Genomic DNA, 17,804 nt, shown 5'->3' on the forward strand with positions numbered 1-17,804 from the left:
TATGATGCCTCGGTTCGCCGAACGTTCATGGCAGGACTGACCAGCGTGTCAGGACTAGCGTAGAGCGGCCCGTGCATTTTCAGGAGTTTCCATGTCTTCCCTCACCCATTTCGATGCCCAGGGCCAGGCCCACATGGTCGATGTCGGCGCCAAGCCCGCAACCCACCGCATCGCGGTCGCCGAAGGCCGCATCACCATGCAGCCCGAAACCCTGGCCATCATCCAGAGCGGCACGGCCAAGAAGGGCGACGTGCTGGGCATTGCACGCATTGCTGGCATCATGGCAGCGAAGAAGACCAGTGACCTGATTCCGTTGTGCCATCCGCTGGCGTTGACCAGGGTGGCGGTGGATTTCGAGTTCCTGCCCGGTGCCCCCGCCGTCCGCTGCACGGCCACCGTGGAAACGGTGGGGCCCACGGGGGTCGAGATGGAGGCACTCACGGCCGTGCAGGTTGCCCTGCTCACGATCTATGACATGTGCAAGGCGGTGGACAAGGCCATGGTGATGGAGGGGGTGAGGGTGTTGGAGAAGCATGGCGGGAAATCGGGCAGTTTCGTCGCATAGCGAAGCCAGGGCTGCCGAGACCTGATAAATCATCAGATGAGAAAAGGGAGGGGAGTTCATGAATACTGATTTGGCGCGGCAGCCTCATGCGGCCCTGGATATACTGTCAAGACATAAAAAGGCACGAAAAATAGAAGTTCTGCTCAATCTTTCAGATCACAAGGGAGTTCTGAAAGTTCTTGAGATTGGAACGGGTTCGGGATGGATAGCTAATTATTTTGGAAAGCATTCATCTCTGCAGTGTGAAGTGGTGGCTGTTGATATTTTTGATAATCGGCAAATATTTGAAGGTTATGAATATATCCAGGTCCAAGGAGTCAAGCTGCCTTTCGATCCCGAGAACTTCGATCTGGTCATTTCCAATCATGTCATAGAACATGTTGGGGAAGAGAATTTTCAGAAAGAGCATCTTGCGGAAATAGCGCGTGTCTTGCGCAAGAATGGAAAAGCATATATTGCGGTTCCCAATCGCTGGATGCTGAAAGAGCCACATTATCAGTTGAAATTCCTGAGCTGGCTTCCGCGGAGCTGGCGCACACCTTACCTCAGAATGATGGGGAAAGGGGATTTCTATGACTGTGAACCTTTGGAAATGAAGACTCTGGAAAGAATAATTTCTGGCTGTGGGCTATCATTTGAAAACATGTGCATCCAGGCATTGCGGAAAACCTTGGAATTAGAGAGGCCTGGTAAATTGGGAACCCGGATCATGGGCGTAATTCCTGATTGGCTGATAAAGCCATTGGTGCCGGCCATTCCCACCCTGATTTACCAAGTTCACCATGTCAAACTCAATGAGCATTAATTTCTCTTCAACTCTTGGAAGCCTCAAGGAAAAAATCTCCCATGGCTCTGTGCGCGTAGGTGTCTATGGACTGGGCTATGTAGGTCTGCCTCTTGCCCTGCGCTTCGCCGAGGTTGGCATCAAGGTTTTGGGCTTTGACATCGATGAAGCCAAGGTCCTTACCCTTGGCGAAGGCGGCAGCTACATTGAACGCATCACTCCCGAGCAGATCGCACGTGCCCTGGAGCAGGGATTCGAGGCCACCACTGACTTTGCACGGACAGAAGCAATCGATGCCCTGATCATCTGCGTGCCCACGCCCCTGAACGTTCACCGCGAGCCCGACCTGAGCTTCATCATTGACACGGTGGAAGCGGCGCTGCCTCACATGCGTGAAGGTCAGCTGCTGAGCCTGGAGAGCACAACCTGGCCCGGCACGACGGACGAAGTGCTGGCACCGCGCCTTCGCAGCCGTGGACTGGAGCCTGGCGCCAATTGCGCCCTGGTGTTCTCTCCGGAGCGCGAAGACCCTGGCAATCCGCATTACGGCACCAAGGACATCCCCAAGGTGATCGGAGGGTGCACACCCAGTTGCCTGGAACTGGGCATGGCGCTGTACCAACATGCCATCCAGACCATGGTGCCCGTCAGCAGCACCAAGGCGGCTGAAATGACCAAGCTGCTGGAGAACATCCATCGCAGCGTCAACATCGGCTTGGTCAACGAGATGAAGATCGTGGCGGACAAGATGGGCATCAACATCCATGAAGTCATTGATGCAGCTGCCACCAAGCCCTTCGGCTTTGTTCCCTATCGACCCGGTCCCGGCCTCGGCGGCCACTGCATTCCCATCGACCCCTTCTACCTGACATGGAAGGCGCGTGAATATGGCGTGAACACGCGCTTCATTGAACTGGCCGGTGAAATCAACCACTACATGCCGCACTGGGTGGTGGGCAAGGTCGCCGATGCACTCAATGAACGGGGCAAGGCCGTCAAGGGGAGCCGTATATTGGTGCTGGGGCTGGCCTACAAGAAGAATATTGATGACACGCGGGAATCCCCAGCTGTGGAGATCATGGATCTATTGCAGGGCAAGGGGGCGCATGTTGAATACAGCGATCCACACGTTCCGGTGTTCCCGCGCAAGCGGGATTATTATTTCGATCTGAAATCCATACAGCTGACATCAGAGTCCGTAGCCATTTATGACTGTGTGGTGCTGGCTACGGATCATGACGGGTTTGATTATGAAAATCTGCTTGTAAATGCATCGCTGATAGTGGATACGAGGGGGCGGATGAAAGGAGGGGGAGAAACCGTGGTAGTAGCGTGAGGATGGTGAATCTCCATGACTGAAATGCAGTTTGGCTCTTAATTTTCTTCGGAAACTGAAGGATTGGAGGCCGCTGCGGCCTCGCTTGTGGTAATTTATAAATTGGAAAATCCCGGATCTTCTTCTGAATACATGGGAATTATCGTATTCTTTCCAGGCGTATACATCCGTGTTTTGATGCTCCAGGGGAAAATGAATCATCAAGATAATCGAAGTTGATGGCATGGATACGTAATTGACTGGTATTGCGGCCTCCAGTAAATTCATAGATAAGTAATATAAATGTACAGGCGACCTCCTGAACCCATGCACACGCATAGCTATATGGTTTGGCTTGCTGCAAGATGAGAACAATGCCCCCATCGCCCGATTTAACGCCTCCAACGCGGCCTACCCGCTTCTTGATCGTGACTCGCAACCTTCCGCCGCTGGTGGGCGGTATGGAGCGGCTCAACTGGCATATGGCACAAGAGCTTTCCGGTCGCGGTGAGGTGCATGTGGTTGGACCGCAGGGAGCTGCCGCGCTCTGTCCTCCTGGTGTGCAGTGCACGGAGGTACCGCTGCAGCCACTATGGAAATTTCTCGCATGCTCCACCGCCAAAGCCTTGTGCGTGGCCAAGAGCTGGAAGCCGGACAGGATACTGGCCGGCAGCGGCTTGACGGCTCCCGCGGCCTGGCTGTCCGCACGTGCTGTGGGCTCTCTGGCTAGCGTCTACCTGCATGGTTTGGACGCTGCCGTTCGGCACCCCATTTATCAGGCGATCTGGCATCCGGTGATCCGCCGTATGGACAACGTGATCGTCAACAGCAGGCCCACAGCCGATCTGGCACGGGCTATCGGCGTGGATCCACAGCGTGTGTCCGTGGTCCATCCCGGGGTCCAGCTGCCGCACGAGCCTCAGCCAGGACACGTGCTCAGTGATTTCCGGCAGCGTCATGGTCTGGGCGATGCGAGGATTTTGCTTTCCATCGGCAGGTTGACTACACGTAAAGGTCTGCGGGAGTTTGTTGAACAAGCGTTGCCAGCCATCGTGCGGGAGCGCCCTGACACATTGTTGCTGGTCATTGGCGATGCGCCTGCCAGTTCGCTGTATGCAACACATCAGACTCAGGCCAGCATTCAGGCTGTGGCCGATGCGGCAGGGATTGGAAGGCACCTGAAATTTCTGGGGGTGATCACCAATCCCTCCGAACTGGCATCCGCCTATGAGTGTGCAAGCCTGCACGTTTTCCCGGTACGTTGCATACCAGGAGATCCTGAAGGCTTCGGAATGGTAGCAATCGAGGCGGCTGCACATGGTGTGCCCACGATCGCGTTCGCAACAGGTGGAGTGGTTGACGCCGTTTCACAAGGTCAGTCGGGGGCACTCGTGGCGCCGGACGACTATGCCGCACTGGCCCGCGAAGTACTTGCCGCTCTGGAGCGGGGCCCCGATGCCTGGCACTCCGGCGCAGTCAATTTTGCCCGCCAATTTGCGTGGCCCATGTTCGGAGCGCAGCTTGCCTCCGCATTGAAATCTTGAAGAAAGCTACCTTCGTCAAGGGCGCGATATTCGATGTAGATGTTCTGCCATCTGCGTGATGAGCTGATCCCAACCCGGTACGTTGCCTGAGCTCTGCTGGCCCTGGACAAGCTGGGCTGTCAGCGCTTGTGCCAGGGCTACCGCGTCTCCCGGTGGGTAGAGAGCTTGAGGCGATTCGTGGAGCAATTGCGGCATGACACCTACCGCTGTCGCCACTATGGGCAGGCCGCAAGCCTTCATTTCATAGAATTTTTGGGGAAAGCAATAGCGGCCGAAAGGCGTATCGCGCAAATAGATGACACCTACATCCAAGGCGCTAAGAAGCAGGGCGGCTTTGTCGTGGGCAAGCATGCCCAGATAGTGCACGCGGGGATGGCTCGGTGGAGGCAAGGCAGTATCGACTGGACCCGCGAGCACCAGATGCAGTTGAGGCATGTGCACATGCATGGCTTGCCAAGCGGCATAAAGGTCACCTATACCCCTTTCAGCCAGAAGTCCACCCGCTGTACCGACTAGCAGAGCATCTGCAGGCAGGCCTAGCATCTGACGGCAGGCCCGACGGTCGCGAGGGAAAAAAATGGAGTGATCTACGCTGCTGGGTAGGGTGACGACCTCGCCTTTGGCGTGGTATCCCTGCCGTACCAGATCCCTCAGTGGATCGCTGGTGGTGGTTACCAAGGCTGCATGGCGCACGGAACGCCTCAGGGCTTTCACCATGCCAGGAATGCGTGCCTGTCCGAATCCTTCAAAATTGTCATACAGGTCAATCGCATAGGGTACCTGCAGAAAACGGCCCATTTGATGAGCCAGAATGGTATGAGGAATGTCGGAACTACCTATCACGACATCAGGGGAAAAGGCTCTTAACTGGCTTGCAAGCCAACGAGGGTAAGTAAAAAGTCCTGGTAGTAAAGAGCGTGTCAGTGACCGGGATTGCCAATTCAGACTGCCTTCGCCACTTATCGCATGTTCCCATTGGCCTTCTTCCTGCTGTTGGTATGCCCAGCAAAATGCTTTGACCTCGTTTCCTAGGCGTGCGAGTTGATGAGGAATCTCATAGAGACGGGCATAGCGATCAAGAATGACATCCTTGCCCATATACTTTCTTTTGCAGAGAAAAGCAATTTTCACGATTGCATCCGAAATGGATTATTGATGGGATATCTCTTGATGCCGCGAAATGGTGCGGTATGAGGATTACGCATGCCTTCGCAAGATTTCCTGAACTGTGGTGAGCGCTGCAGCAACGACCTGATCCATGTTGTAGTATCGATATTGCGCCAAGCGGCCCACGAAGCTGGTATTGGCCTCCATGTCGACTAAATCTTGATACTGCTGAAACAGGCGTTCATTCTCATCGCTTGGAATGGGATAGTAGGGATCTCCTTCTGCGGAAGGATACTCTCGTACTATGGATGTTCCTGTGTGATATTGCCCTGTCAGATGCTTGAATTCCGTAATCCGTGTGAATGAATTTTCATTGGGATGGTTGACCGTGCCCACGGGTTGAAACTGCGCAATATCGGGAAGATGCTCATGCTCGAAGCGCAAGGAGCGGTAAGGAAGTCGGCCAAAACGATAATCGAAATAGGCATCCACCGGTCCTGTGTAGATTACATGAGGAAGCGGGTTGCCAGATGAATCATACTCGGCACGCAACTGGAAAAAGTCCGTGTGCAATTTCAATTTAATAAGAGGGTGGTCCAATATTTTCTTGAACATGCATGCATAACCATCCAGAGGCATGGCCTGGAAACGGTCGGTAAAATATCGGTCGTCGTCATTGGTTCTTACGGGTATGCGTGCGGCAACGCCGGCTTTGAGTTGGGATGGATCCAAGCCCCATTGTTTACGGGTATAGTTCAAAAAAAACTTTTCATAGAGATCTCTCCCTACCGTGTTGAGCACTACGTCCTCGCTGGTGCGTATGGGATTTCTTGGCTCGCGCACAGAATTCAAAAATTCCAGAGCCTCCACCTCATTTAAGTTCAAGTCATATAGTTGATTGAGGGTAACTCTGTTGATGGGAAATGGGTAGCTCTTTCCCTCCACTACGGCATGGACACGGTGTTCGTAGTTTCTCCATTGTGTAAATCGCGAAAGCCAGTGGAAAACCTTCTCGCTATTTGTATGAAAGATGTGCGGCCCATATCGATGGACAAGAATTCCTGAATCGTCTTCTTCATCGTGGGCGTTTCCCCCCGTGTGATGGCGTTTTTCCAAAAGCAAGACATTTTTCCCTGCTTCTGCTAATTCGCGTGCGCATACGCATCCGGCAAATCCGGCTCCAACGATGATGTATTGATTCATTTCATTAATTCCATCTTCGCTTTCATGTCCATGAATTTTTTTCTCAGGCGGCGGAACGCTGACTTCAGGGATTCATAGAATCCAAAAAAAATATAATTGTGTGCTGTCTTCATGATTCTTGTGGAGGCGGATCTGGAGTGCTTTTGCAGATATCCGCCTTTCCATGTGGACTTGAGAAATCCCAAAAAAGTGCCGGATTCGTCGCCTACCATGGGGCATCTCCCCGATCCTCCAAAACCCCCTGAATGGGTCATGGATTCCACTGCATTGACCCAGTCGGAGGGGGGGGTCATTAGGTATTTGTCGAATAATTTATCCAGATCCTTGAGCAAGCGGTCTGTTTGAAAGTTTGCTACTTTGTCCAAAGATGCCATGGTATCTATATATGCCCGAGCGCCTTCTGCGATGCGGTTTCTTACGCTGATCTGCTCTGGGGATTCATCCTCGGTAAAGACTGGAATGAGTTTGCCTTGGGAGCCGTCAATCCTGGAAAGACTGGCAATGTTCTCAGTAAAGATGAATTCGAAGAAAGAGATGGACTGCAGTACCTTATGAAACCGCTTGAGAGGCCGAGAATTCTCGAAATAAAAACCTGTCTTATTGCTTGGGCTACTGTTCTTTATGGTTCCAAAGTACCAGCCTGTCAGTGCGATTTCTTGCCCGAGTATATCCGCGATGGCATCTTGTATGGAGCCGCGCCAACCCAGATCAACAAAAAGAGTTCCTGATTGCAATCCGTTTTCAAGTAGATAGCTGCGGATTATATGATAATCATCGCTGCACCTCTGCATGAAGCCACTGTGCTCAAGCTCATCAAGAAAGCGTTGGCTATGCACACAAGGATTCAAGTCGGAGAGCTCAGCTGGACACTCAATGCCCAATCTGGAGAAAAATTCCTTTCCGTTGGAAACTCCTTCAAACCATTTCTCGGGATTTTTGTTGGCATGCCACTGTGCATGGTAAACCGCGCTGCGGGATATCCGGAGGTAACTGGTGCTCTTGAAATGAGATATGCGATTGAAGGCATGGAAAACCAAGTGCATATCACGTGCTGCAAAAACTATATTGCTTGGTGGGTGTCTTGAAACATGGCTGTCTAGGCCTTTGGCCATTACAAATGCAGCAGGGCCGGAAATTTTGAATCCAATTGAAAAGAATGGATCTTCGCTAGGGCACTTAAGAACATCCAGCGAACTGCAGGATGCTTCATCCCTTGGTTTCTCTGTCAGAGTCGCCTGCATTCCCAGGCGTAGTGGGGCAGCATAGTCTGCAACCTGATTGTCGCCTTGATGATGCATGCTTCGCAGATCTATAGCTTGGTCTCGGGCGACATGTTGAAAGAGCTTTCCACTGGATTTTGTGATGCCATTCATGGAGGATACATACAAGGGGATATCCTGGATATGCCTGTTAACAATGGATCTGATGGTCGATTTGTGCAGATACATGTCCGAGATGATGCAGCATCGGTGACCCTCTTGCTGCTGATGTCTGAGTTGCGCAATCATCAATGGAATGGGCTGGATAACAGCCTTTTCCAATGTAATTTCCTGGCGCATGGCATCGGAGGGATTCCTGATGATCCAGCCTAGCACACGATATATATCAGTGATGCAGATATCATCACGGGATGACAACCTGCGGGCCATATGCTCCGCGTGGCGACGCCAAACAGCAAAGGGAATAATGCTCAGGATCTTCCAGCGGAAGACGATGCTCTGGCTCAACTGCAGTAGTTGAAATACGCCCCTGGGGGTCTTGGTGGAGCGGGTGACAAGAGTGTCGAAAAGATCGTAGCTTTCAAGCCGCATAAAGACCTCATAGGCCAAGCAGATCCAACATGCGATTCAACCACCTTCGCACAAATGTTCGTGGAACGAAACGGTTGAGCTTGAGAACTTCATTGTATAAATCCAGACGGTTCCTCTCCAGGATGTGGCAAAGCTCACTTTGGTAAGGTCGGAGTATTCTTTGTATGAAATCTCGATTTGCTTTAGGGGTGATCACTCCAAGTCCGAAGATCAACGGTATGGACTCGTAGTGCAGTTCACCTCTGTTCTGCATGAAGTCTTCTATGGCGGTCAGGACTCCATTACGTGGTGTATCGGAAGACAGGGCAATGGCGTAGTGACCAGCACCCCAGAATCCAGATCGATACTGAACGGATCCCGTTTCCAAATTTACCCCGTGATCGTGGCTGCATTCATGCAAGCTCTCTTTGGGAATGCTGGATGGATCGTAATACATGTCTCTGCGAGCGCAGGGGAAGCCTACATCATGCAATACAACCCAGGCATTCGGGTTTATGCTGTAAATTGATTTAAGTTCATTGAAGACGGTCCAGTAGTTGTGGTCTCCGTCGAGAAAGTAAATATCTGCATTCAGTCTGGGTAATACATCCAGGCTTTTTTCACGGATGAATTGATATGCACCTTTGAAGCCTTCCAGCATGAGATCGGGGTCTGCCTTTGGCGCAGGATCTATGACATGCAGAGTGGCCTTGTTGCTTGCAGCATATGCGGCCAGTATTTTTGTTGAGCCTGCATATTCCGATCCCACCTCGACGATATTGCGGGGCATGCACTGCTCAAGTATCTTGTTGATCAGCTCTGAGAAGCAAGACATGGAATGTAGTAGCTTATCTGCCATGATGGAGGCGTCCGATATTTTTGAGAAATTCGCGACCCGTGCTGTATGCGAGTGTTGTCGCCATTCCTGTGACTGCGAATGCTATAAAATACGATAGGGAAAATCTTAAATCGAGGGGGAAATCGGTCAGGTGAATGAAGCAAAGCATGATTCCGATGCCCAGTAAGGCATTGATGGTGTCAGCAACCAGTCTGCCACGTTTGACGAAATAAATTCCTCGAATCTGACCAAATATCAGAAAGTAGCTGCTGAGAAGCAGCGGAACAAGTATTGCCAAAGTGCTTAGATAGTCGGGTGCAGCAATAAGTAGTATACATATGGAGCCGAATAACGTGATGGCGATGCCCACGGTATTGGCCAACCATAGTTTCATGAGCCCTGATCTATAGTTCAGTTGCTCGGAGTAGACTTTCGGGATGATATGCCTTGCGAAGATGCTTGTGAAGCTGTTGTGCATATCGTTTATTCTAGCGGCCGCAGAGTAATAGGCGAAAATCTGCTTGTCGGAAATTTGATAGAGTATCAACTGGTCTATTCTGAAGAATATGAATATGCTTGCGCCGCCGATAAACGATTTTACCAAATCTCTGATGGAGACTTGTCCCCAATCTTTGGTATTTATGGACAGGTTTTCTCTTTTTTTTAGCACCTTATTGACGCCGATGATGCTGACCTGCTCTATCAGCATGCAAAGTATGAGATAGTGGACATGCGCTGTCAGGGCAAGCAATATTTTCGGAACTATGAAAATAGTGCTTGCTAACGCTCTGGTTCGGAATGCCTCATATTTCGAGTGAAAGCGGAAGAGTACGTCATCATGCTCGATAATAACATTTGCCAGTGCAATGGGGATGAATAGCCAGAAGGGGTTTTCTGCTGCAAAGAAGATCCATGCCGGGGTTACTGATAATATATATAGAGTAGGCTTTATATTGCCTGCCATATTATAGAATCCGGAATTTCCTTTGGTGCGCCCCAGCTCCTTGTTCATCAGGGAATCAAACCCGGCATTGGTGATGACTGCTGCAATTCCAGGTATCAAAGCCGCATAATTGTAGTCCGCAAATTCAGCATGGCTCGTACTTCTTATCAGGATAAAGAGAAGAAGTATTTGCGATGCAAACTGTATAGTGGACGAAGTATATACGTGACGAAGCGGATGGTGGTGGAGTTGGGATATTTTCAATACTAGGCCTCCCCTGCGCTTTCGTTTGACATCATTGCCGTCTCTAGATTAATGGAGTTCTTCGTCATCAGATCTTGTTTACGGCAGGGATATATTAGGATACTATCGCTCTGATTCCTTATACATCAATGCAGTAATCTGCTCGGAAATTAGGCCCATCAAGAAAATCATAACACTGCCTGTGTAAAGCAATGCGCTCATATTGGTGAATCTGCCGGAGTGGAGGTAGGTGTAGAGATACCATACCGTTGCGATGGAGAACATGGCAACAGAAAAAGGTAGAAATATTTTCAAGGGTGAGTATAGGGTGCCGATCTTGAAGATGATGAGCAGAAATCGCATACCATCGTGCAATAGGCGGATATGGCTTTTCCCGATGCGTTTGGCCGCAGTTATAGGGAGATAGGTGACTGAATAGCCGGCCCGAAAAAATGCCATGGTGCTGGTGGTCGGATACGAGAACCCGTTGGGCAGCAAATACAGGAACTCCCGAAATTTATCGGCCCGTACGGCCCTGAAGCCTGACGTGAGATCCTCGACCTTGTGGCCGGTCATCCAGCTGGCGATCCGGTTGTATAAGCCGTTGGCCAGCCCACGTCCCAGGCTTGCCTGCGAGCCTTTCTGCCTGGCGCCCACGACCATGTCATGGCCCTCCTCCACTTTTTGCAGCAGACGCTGGATATCTGCAGGATCATGCTGGCCATCGGCATCCATGAAGACAATCACGTCACCCGTGGCTGCACGTGCCCCGGTCTTGATGGCCGCTCCGTTGCCTTTACTGTAAGGGTGGTGCACTACACGGGCGCCTGCCTGTTCAGCCACCTGTGCCGTGTGATCGGTAGAGCCGTCGTTCACGACAATGACTTCGGCGTGCACAAGTCTGGACAGGATGCCGCGCACCGTATCTCCGACGCTGAGGGCTTCGTTCTTGGCTGGTAATACGATGCTGAGCTTCATTTTTGGCTTGGCTTCATGGCTTGCATATCTAGGAGCAGAAGAGCGTTGAAACGCTCGATTTCCTGCGCATAGCTTTCCCTTGATCTCTTGAGCGTTCTTTCAGGTTGCCTGTCATAGATGGACTTCGCTGCTTGCAGCAGCTCCATGGCTTCATAGGGGCGGTTGGCGTTGCCCATGTCGGCCACCATGGGCAAAGCGGCGTCGATGTCTTGGTATTGCTGTATGGCCTGCTTGAAGCTGGCGGTCGCTTGAATGTATTTTCCCTCTCCCAGTTGCAGGCTGCCACGCAGGTAGGGTTCCAAGCGGTTGAACAACGGTACTGCCGTATAGCGCGGCAGAGTGCGCATCGCATCCAGCAACTCCAGAGTCTGCTGCCGATACTCCGGGCGTGTCCCTGTTTCCTGCAAGCTGTCGACAATCATGCGTATGCCCAGTAGAGCCTGGGCGTCGAAACGCTGGGCCGGCAGCTTGTTCTTCACTCTGCCAAAGTCCTCGGGGGTGGCTTCCTGGCGTATCACCTTCTGAAGCAGCCATTGCATAGTCAACAGCGAGCTCTGTGGGAGCCTCTCCGAAGCGTGCTCCAGGAGTTGAAAGCCTTTCTCGGGCTGCTTGGACTGGAACAGCCGCATGGCCAGATGGTTCTGAGCCCGTGGCGACAGGGGAGAGGCCACGGCCCAATAGTTCTGCAAGGCCTCTGTGTTTGACCATAGTGTGGCACGCTGCCAAGTCAGCAGGGTCAGCAGGGCCAACATGGCGCACAGCGTGGTGGCCGCGATGAACATGCTTTTCTTTTCCGCCAGCCATAGTAGTCCCATGACGATGGGCAGGAAAAGGAACAGCGCCGCAGCGTAGTTGCGGTGCTCGAAGTACAACTCCAAGCCCACGACCGTGGATTCGATGAGATGGGATACGAAAAAGAACAGTATGGCCAGAGCTACATAAGGCTGCTGTCGACGTAGTAGCAGCCCTGCGAGCAGCAGTATTGCCAACCCGACAAGGCTGGGCAGCGTGGTTGATGGGCTGAGCAGGCTGGTCGAGATTTCATAGCCGTCCTGAAACAGGCCCAGGCCTTCTATGCGCGGGATGAACAGATGCTGCAGGTATTCCCAGACGATGCGGGGTTCGGTGAGCAAGCGTTCGACCTGGTTGAAAGGGCGGGCCGGCCACACATCGGGTGAGAAATTGATCTCCTTGCCAAGTGTCCAGAAAACGGCCAAGCTGGGCAGCCATAGAAAAATCAGGCGCCAGCGCCAGTCGGGGCGCTCAGTTTGCGTTGGTCCAGCAGCAACGGTCACGGGCCTGCACCATTCGACCAGCATGGCCAGCATGGGCAGCAAAATACCGTTCTCCTTGCTCAAGGTGGCGAGTAAGGTGCCCAGGCCCAGGGAAGCGCTCATCCAGAGATACCCCCCGATACGCCGGCGCCGCATCAGCAGGCGCCCATGCAGATAGCCCGCCAGTCCGGCTAGGGCGAACAGCGTTGCCAATTGCGCCATGCGCTGTACCACGTACAGCGTGGTGGAGACCATGTAGGGGTGTAGCAGCCAGAAGCCCATATTGAGGACGGCGCCCCAGCGGGCCTGCTCTTCCCGAACCCCATACAGCCGCAGCAGGTTCAGCGTCGTCCAGCACAGAAGCACGCCCGTCAGCAGGTGCAACAGCAAGTTGGTGCGCTTGAACGCAGCTGGGGCACTGGGCCAAAAATTGTCGTCCAGCAGAAAGCTGGCGAGAGAGACTGGGCGGCCCAGGGGGCCTGCGGAACCATGCAACACGAAAGCCCTGAAACTGTCCCAATTCTCCACCCCTCCACGTGCTCCCAACTCGGAGAGGTTCGGCATGTCATCGAATAGGAAACCGCCGTTCAGACCGGGCAGATAGCTTGCCAAGCATAGACCGATGAACAGCCAGAAAGCTAGGCACCATGCATTTCTTCTCAGCAAACTACTTTGTCCTTCTCAAAAAAAACTGCCCGCAATAGCGGGCAGTCGGATGCGCTGATTGCGCTGCTATACCGTCGTCAAAGGCTTAGCCGCGGCAAGAAGCAGGGTAAAACTTGAGAGGAGCGCCACCAGCACCGGGCTTGCACTTCCATTCGATCGAACCCACTCGAGTAATGGGGCTGAGAACCAAGGTCTTGCCCTGAATATCCTTGGTAATGCCAGTGCTCTTCATCCGGGCGGTAATAACGCCATCAGCAACGGAAACGTTGTTCACGTACTTGCCGGTAATGGTGTTTGCGGTTGCCAGTCCAGCGGCGCCATTGGTGGCCGGCCAAGCACCGTTGTTGGAATACGATTCAGTCACAGCACCCTTGGCGCCGCTGGCCAGAGTCATGGCCTCAGACATTTGGGCACGTGCCGTGTAATCCTGATAAGCCGGCAGCGCAACCGCTGCCAAGATGCCGATGATCGCCACAACGATCATCAATTCGATCAAGGTAAAACCTTGCTGGATGGAACGCTTCATGAACTTCTCCTCATAGGGGTTGATTGCATGCTCTACTGAGCAAGAGCCGTGCCAGTCGCTCCAGGGGGCCAAGGTCCAGGTCTATGTATGGTTTGGTTGCAACTGACACGGTTGGACGCCATTCTCTGACAAATTGATCCACTTGTTGTGACGTTTTTGTCAGAGATCGTGCGCTTGCTACAGACGTCACGCGAGGCTTGTCGGCGGGGTCGAGCTGGTTCCTTACGCCACCAGGAACTGCATCTGCGTGCCTGCCAGCTCCACCGTGTCTCCGTGCTGCAGTGGCATGGGGCGGCGGCCGATTTCCTGGCCGTTGAGCTTGAGGCTGAGGGCGTCACCTTCCAGCTGGGCGAGCACGAAGCCGTGGTGCTTCTGGGTGATGGAGGCGACGGCCACGCCGGGCTTGCCCAGGGTGGTGACGACTTTGACCAGCGGGACTTCGCGGCCAGCGGCGTTGCCGTTGAGCATGAGGATGGCAGCCTGGCGTGTGGCCAGGCCGGCCATCGAAGGCGGCAGTGTGTGGTCGAAGCCTGAGGGCGTCTGGGTGCTGAACTGCGATGGCAGGTCTTCCGCCAAGGGGGCTGGGCGGGTTGCCTCCACTGCTGCGGCAATGGCCGCCAGTGCCGAGCGCGAGGAGGCGCTGACCTGCTGCTGCACGAAGCGGATCTTGTACTTGCCGATGTCCAGCAGGTCGCCGTGGTTCAAGGTCTGGCGCAGTATGGGCTGGCCGTTGACATAGGTGCCATTGGTGCTGCGCAGGTCTTCGATGATGACGGCACCGTCGACGATGCTGAGCACGGCATGCTCCCCGCTGACCGCGAGGTTGTCGATGACGATGTCGTTGTAGGGGCGGCGTCCCAGCGTGGTGCGCTCCTTGGTCAGCTGCACTTCCTTGATGACGGCGCCGTCGATGGAGATGACCAGGGTCGGCATGCTCAAAATTCCTTTGTTATGCCCGGCTTGCACTGCACTGGGTGATCCGGAGCTGGGGTCTATCCAACTATTATGTCTGCGGCCCGGGCACGCCGGAGTCCGTCATCGTATTTGATACAGGCTATGGCTTGTCTTTGACCGATTGTTGGGTGCGCAATCATTTTTGACAATTGGAACCTGGGGTTTCTGCGCACGCAAGCGCGTCCATCGGATGGGTTCTGCCGTCGATCCCTGCGCTCTGTCTGGGCTCAATCGATGGCAGCGCAGGCGGCAGAGGGCGGGTTGGCCTGGAGTTCGATGAGCGCTGCGCTGATGTTGTCGTTTCCGCCTGCTTCATTGGCGGCCGTGAGCAGCGAGGTCAGCAGCACGGGCAGCGGGCTGGACTGCTTGAACAGTGCGGCAATGGCGTCGTCATCGAGCATGTCGGTAAGGCCATCGGAGCACAGCAGGATGCGGTCGCCAGGCTGCAGCGGCCATTCATTGAAGTCGGGTGTGACGTCCTGGGTCACGCCCAGGGCCTGGGTGAGCAGGTGGCCCAGGCCGGACTGCCGGGCTTCGTGGTCCTGGATGCGGCCTGCGTCGATTTCTTCCTGGAGCCAGGTGTGGTCCCGGGTCAGGCGCAGCAGTTGGCCATCGCGCCATCCATAGGCCCGCGAGTCGCCGAGGTGGGCCAGCATCAGCAGGCCGGGCAGCAAAGCGGCTGCGATGACGGTGGTGCCCATGCCGCGGCAGCCGGGTGTTTCCTGGGCGGCAGTGAGGATGGCGGCGTTGGCCAGGTTCAGGGCATTGGCAAGTGACTGCTGCAATTCCTGGCGGGCCTGCGGCGTGTTGGCCACGGGCGCCTCGGTGGTGGTGCTTTGCAGCGCCACGGATACCAGGCTGATGGCCATGGCGCTGGCGACTTCGCCGGCGTTGTAGCCGCCCATGCCATCGGCCAGCACGGCAATGGGCCAGGGCTGGGCGCTGGGGTGGATGGTGACGGCGTCCTCGTTGTTGTCACGGCGCCGGCCCACATCGGTGCGTGCAACCATGGCGCAGTACTGGGCAGGAGCTTGCTGCCGGGTGGGTTGGTCCGGGATTTTGGGGGCGCTGGGCATGGTGGCAAAGGACGGATTCGGCGGTGGTGCCATCAGTCCCTGGTGTGCAGGTGCAATGGTGAAGACCGGTGCACAGCGTAAATGAAAACAGTGCGCGCAAGTGCCCGGAATGCGCGGGCGCAACGGCTCGTCAGCTTGACGCCACATCAAGATGGGTCCTCACAAAGCAAAAACGCACTGCCGGGGCAGTGCGTTCGTGATGCGGCGAAGGTGCTGCCTGCGGCAGCGTCAGGCCTGGGCTGCGTGCTTTGCGCCTGAGCGCGCCTGCAGGAACTTGCCAATGCCCACGACCAGCACGGCGCCAGCTGCGGCCGCCACATAGTGCAGCCAGGGGTGGCTGATGGCGTAGCCGTGCAGCAGGCGGTCGTTGACGATGGTTTCTCCGCCGACCCAGCCGATCAGGGCGGCGCCCAGCGTGATGATGACGGGGAAGCGCTCCATGAGCTTGATCATCAGCGTGGAGCCGAAGATCACCAGCGGGATGCTGATGGCCAGGCCCAGGATCAGCAGGACCATGTTGCCCTGCGCAGTGGCGGCCACGGCGATCACGTTGTCCAGGCTCATCACCAAGTCGGCGATCAGGATGGTGCGGATGGCGACCATCATGCTGCCATGGCCCTTGGATTCGCCTTCATCATCTTCTTCGCCGGTCAGCAGCTGCAGGCCGATCCACAGCAGCAGGCAGCCGCCCACGATCTGCAGGAACGACAGCTCCAGCAGCTTGGCCGCGACCACGGTCAGGATGATCCGCAGCACCACGGCGGCGCCGGAGCCGAACATGACGGCTTTCTTTTGCTGTGCGGGAGGCAGCGAGCGTGCTGCGAGGGCGATGACGACGGCGTTGTCGCCAGACAGGATGATGTTGATCCAGACGATCTTCAACAGGCCGATCCAGAAATCGGCGCTTTGCAGGTATTCCATGGTTTCTCCGCTGTTATGAGTTGAAAAGCGCCAGGGCGGTAGCCTCTGGCGCTTTTTCTTTTTTGGAGTCGTCAGTGTAGGGCGGACTTGCCGCCTTACCGATTCGTAATTCTGCGTAATTTCTTCCTGGAGCGAACCCTGGATGTCACGCAGAACCGGTGCCGCTTAGATCAGGCCCTTGAGCAGGCGGCCCATTTCGGAGGGATTGCGGGTGATGACGAAACCGCACTCTTCCATGATGGCCAGCTTGGCGTCGGCCGTGTCGGCGCCGCCGGAGATCAGCGCGCCGGCGTGGCCCATGCGCTTGCCGGGAGGGGCGGTGACACCAGCGATGAAGCCGACGATGGGCTTCTTCATGTTGTCCTTGCACCAGCGGGCAGCTTCGGCTTCGTCGGGACCGCCGATTTCGCCGATCATGATGACGGCGTCGGTGTCGGGATCGTCGTTGAAGGCCTTCATCACGTCGATGTGCTTGAGGCCGTTGATCGGGTCACCGCCGATGCCCACGGCCGACGACTGGCCAATGCCCAGTTCGGTCAGCTGAGCCACGGCTTCGTAGGTCAGCGTGCCGGAGCGGCTGACCACGCCGACGCGGCCCTTCTTGTGGATGTGGCCGGGCATGATGCCGATCTTGATCTCGTCGGGCGTGATCAGGCCGGGGCAGTTGGGGCCCAGCAGCAGGGTGCGCTTGCCGCCTGCAGCTTCCTTGGCGCGCATCTTGTTGCGCACTTCCAGCATGTCACGGACGGGGATGCCTTCGGTGATGCAGATGGCCAGGTCCAGGTCGGCTTCCACGGCTTCCCAGATCGCGGCGGCAGCGCCTGCGGGGGGAACGTAGATCACGGAGACCGTGGCGCCCGTGCCTTGTGCGGCTTCCTTGACGGAGGCGTAGATTGGCACGTCGAAGATCTTTTCGCCGGCCTTCTTGGGGTTCACACCGGCCACGAAGCAGTTCTTGCCGTTCGCGTACTCGATGCATTTTTCCGTGTGGAACTGGCCCGTCTTGCCCGTGATGCCTTGGGTGATGACCTTGGTGTCTTTATTGATGTAGATAGACATGGTGTGTTCTCCGGGCCT

General features: G+C 55.0%; 16 protein-coding genes. 4 read left to right on the plus strand and 12 right to left on the minus strand.

All coding sequences use genetic code 11. The features are described from left to right. The first annotated feature begins 91 nt into the window (after positions 1 to 91). From moaC to ACF8NF_RS05350, 4 genes are all read left to right on the plus strand, one after another. The gene (gene moaC, locus ACF8NF_RS05335; protein ID WP_074920903.1) at positions 92 to 565 is read left to right on the plus strand and encodes a cyclic pyranopterin monophosphate synthase MoaC; all 474 of its coding nucleotides are present in this window, start codon (positions 92 to 94) and stop codon (positions 563 to 565) included. A 58-nt stretch (positions 566 to 623) separates the two neighbouring features. Then, complete coding sequence (locus tag ACF8NF_RS05340; protein ID WP_392450204.1) at positions 624 to 1,370, plus strand: methyltransferase domain-containing protein; 747 nt, start codon at positions 624 to 626, stop codon at positions 1,368 to 1,370. After that, complete coding sequence (locus tag ACF8NF_RS05345) at positions 1,360 to 2,685, plus strand: nucleotide sugar dehydrogenase (RefSeq protein WP_252652412.1); 1,326 nt, start codon at positions 1,360 to 1,362, stop codon at positions 2,683 to 2,685. Before ACF8NF_RS05340 ends, ACF8NF_RS05345 begins: the two co-directional genes overlap by 11 nt. Positions 2,686 to 3,092: 407 nt before the next feature. Beyond that, positions 3,093 to 4,208: a glycosyltransferase family 4 protein gene (locus tag ACF8NF_RS05350; RefSeq protein WP_252652426.1), complete on the plus strand. Its 1,116-nt coding sequence runs from the start codon at positions 3,093 to 3,095 to the stop codon at positions 4,206 to 4,208. Positions 4,209 to 4,223: 15 nt separating this feature from the next. Here the strand turns inward: ACF8NF_RS05350 and ACF8NF_RS05355 are convergent, their stop codons facing one another. The 12 genes from ACF8NF_RS05355 to sucD form a co-directional block, all read right to left on the minus strand. Next, entirely contained in the window at positions 4,224 to 5,339 is a 1,116-nt protein-coding gene (locus tag ACF8NF_RS05355; protein WP_252652413.1) for a glycosyltransferase, read from the minus strand. 66 nt (positions 5,340 to 5,405) lie between these two features. Continuing rightward, on the minus strand, positions 5,406 to 6,518 hold the full coding sequence (glf, locus tag ACF8NF_RS05360) for a UDP-galactopyranose mutase (protein ID WP_252652414.1): 1,113 nt from the start codon (positions 6,516 to 6,518) through the stop codon (positions 5,406 to 5,408). Next, on the minus strand, positions 6,515 to 8,347 hold the full coding sequence (locus ACF8NF_RS05365; protein WP_392450206.1) for a hypothetical protein: 1,833 nt from the start codon (positions 8,345 to 8,347) through the stop codon (positions 6,515 to 6,517). Before ACF8NF_RS05365 ends, glf begins: the two co-directional genes overlap by 4 nt. Beyond that, a complete protein-coding gene (locus ACF8NF_RS05370) occupies positions 8,337 to 9,098 on the minus strand; it encodes a class I SAM-dependent methyltransferase (protein ID WP_252652416.1) in 762 nt (253 codons plus the stop codon). The genes ACF8NF_RS05365 and ACF8NF_RS05370 overlap by 11 nt, the downstream gene beginning before the upstream one ends. 58 nt (positions 9,099 to 9,156) lie before the next feature. Further along, the gene (locus ACF8NF_RS05375) at positions 9,157 to 10,353 is read right to left on the minus strand and encodes a hypothetical protein (RefSeq protein ID WP_392450207.1); all 1,197 of its coding nucleotides are present in this window, start codon (positions 10,351 to 10,353) and stop codon (positions 9,157 to 9,159) included. Between the two features lie 102 nt (positions 10,354 to 10,455). Then, entirely contained in the window at positions 10,456 to 11,310 is an 855-nt protein-coding gene (locus tag ACF8NF_RS05380; RefSeq protein ID WP_252652418.1) for a glycosyltransferase family 2 protein, read from the minus strand. After that, a complete protein-coding gene (locus ACF8NF_RS05385) occupies positions 11,307 to 13,196 on the minus strand; it encodes a hypothetical protein (protein ID WP_392450208.1) in 1,890 nt (629 codons plus the stop codon). The genes ACF8NF_RS05380 and ACF8NF_RS05385 overlap by 4 nt, the downstream gene beginning before the upstream one ends. Before the next feature lie 139 nt (positions 13,197 to 13,335). Then, the gene (locus tag ACF8NF_RS05390) at positions 13,336 to 13,776 is read right to left on the minus strand and encodes a pilin (RefSeq protein WP_212645199.1); all 441 of its coding nucleotides are present in this window, start codon (positions 13,774 to 13,776) and stop codon (positions 13,336 to 13,338) included. 222 nt (positions 13,777 to 13,998) lie between these two features. Then, complete coding sequence (locus tag ACF8NF_RS05395; RefSeq protein ID WP_392450210.1) at positions 13,999 to 14,709, minus strand: FHA domain-containing protein; 711 nt, start codon at positions 14,707 to 14,709, stop codon at positions 13,999 to 14,001. Between the two features lie 248 nt (positions 14,710 to 14,957). Beyond that, positions 14,958 to 15,740 carry a PP2C family serine/threonine-protein phosphatase gene (locus ACF8NF_RS05400; protein WP_047474588.1) on the minus strand — a complete coding sequence of 261 codons (783 nt, stop codon included), beginning with the start codon at positions 15,738 to 15,740 and terminating at the stop codon, positions 14,958 to 14,960. Positions 15,741 to 16,034: 294 nt separating this feature from the next. Continuing rightward, positions 16,035 to 16,727, minus strand: coding sequence for a TerC family protein (locus ACF8NF_RS05405; protein WP_016449393.1), 693 nt, complete (start codon positions 16,725 to 16,727; stop codon positions 16,035 to 16,037). A gap of 165 nt (positions 16,728 to 16,892) precedes the next feature. Further along, the gene (sucD, locus tag ACF8NF_RS05410; protein WP_016449394.1) at positions 16,893 to 17,786 is read right to left on the minus strand and encodes a succinate--CoA ligase subunit alpha; all 894 of its coding nucleotides are present in this window, start codon (positions 17,784 to 17,786) and stop codon (positions 16,893 to 16,895) included. Positions 17,787 to 17,804 lie beyond the last annotated feature (18 nt).

Origin of the sequence: Delftia sp. WSY_22 (assembly GCF_043104185.1) — a bacterium.
GTDB classification, from domain to species: domain Bacteria; phylum Pseudomonadota; class Gammaproteobacteria; order Burkholderiales; family Burkholderiaceae_C; genus Comamonas; species Comamonas tsuruhatensis.

Coding starts and splice junctions, on each gene's coding strand:
- ACF8NF_RS05380 (WP_252652418.1), bottom strand. CDS start 11,310: ATGAAGCTCAGCATCGTATTACCAGCCAAGAACGAAGCCCTCAGCGTC.
- ACF8NF_RS05405 (WP_016449393.1), bottom strand. CDS start 16,727: ATGGAATACCTGCAAAGCGCCGATTTCTGGATCGGCCTGTTGAAGATC.
- ACF8NF_RS05370 (WP_252652416.1), bottom strand. CDS start 9,098: ATGCCCCGCAATATCGTCGAGGTGGGATCGGAATATGCAGGCTCAACA.
- glf (WP_252652414.1), bottom strand. CDS start 6,518: ATGAATCAATACATCATCGTTGGAGCCGGATTTGCCGGATGCGTATGC.
- ACF8NF_RS05395 (WP_392450210.1), bottom strand. CDS start 14,709: ATGCCGACCCTGGTCATCTCCATCGACGGCGCCGTCATCAAGGAAGTG.
- ACF8NF_RS05340 (WP_392450204.1), top strand. CDS start 624: ATGAATACTGATTTGGCGCGGCAGCCTCATGCGGCCCTGGATATACTG.
- ACF8NF_RS05345 (WP_252652412.1), top strand. CDS start 1,360: ATGAGCATTAATTTCTCTTCAACTCTTGGAAGCCTCAAGGAAAAAATC.
- sucD (WP_016449394.1), bottom strand. CDS start 17,786: ATGTCTATCTACATCAATAAAGACACCAAGGTCATCACCCAAGGCATC.
- ACF8NF_RS05390 (WP_212645199.1), bottom strand. CDS start 13,776: ATGAAGCGTTCCATCCAGCAAGGTTTTACCTTGATCGAATTGATGATC.
- moaC (WP_074920903.1), top strand. CDS start 92: ATGTCTTCCCTCACCCATTTCGATGCCCAGGGCCAGGCCCACATGGTC.
- ACF8NF_RS05400 (WP_047474588.1), bottom strand. CDS start 15,740: ATGGTTGCACGCACCGATGTGGGCCGGCGCCGTGACAACAACGAGGAC.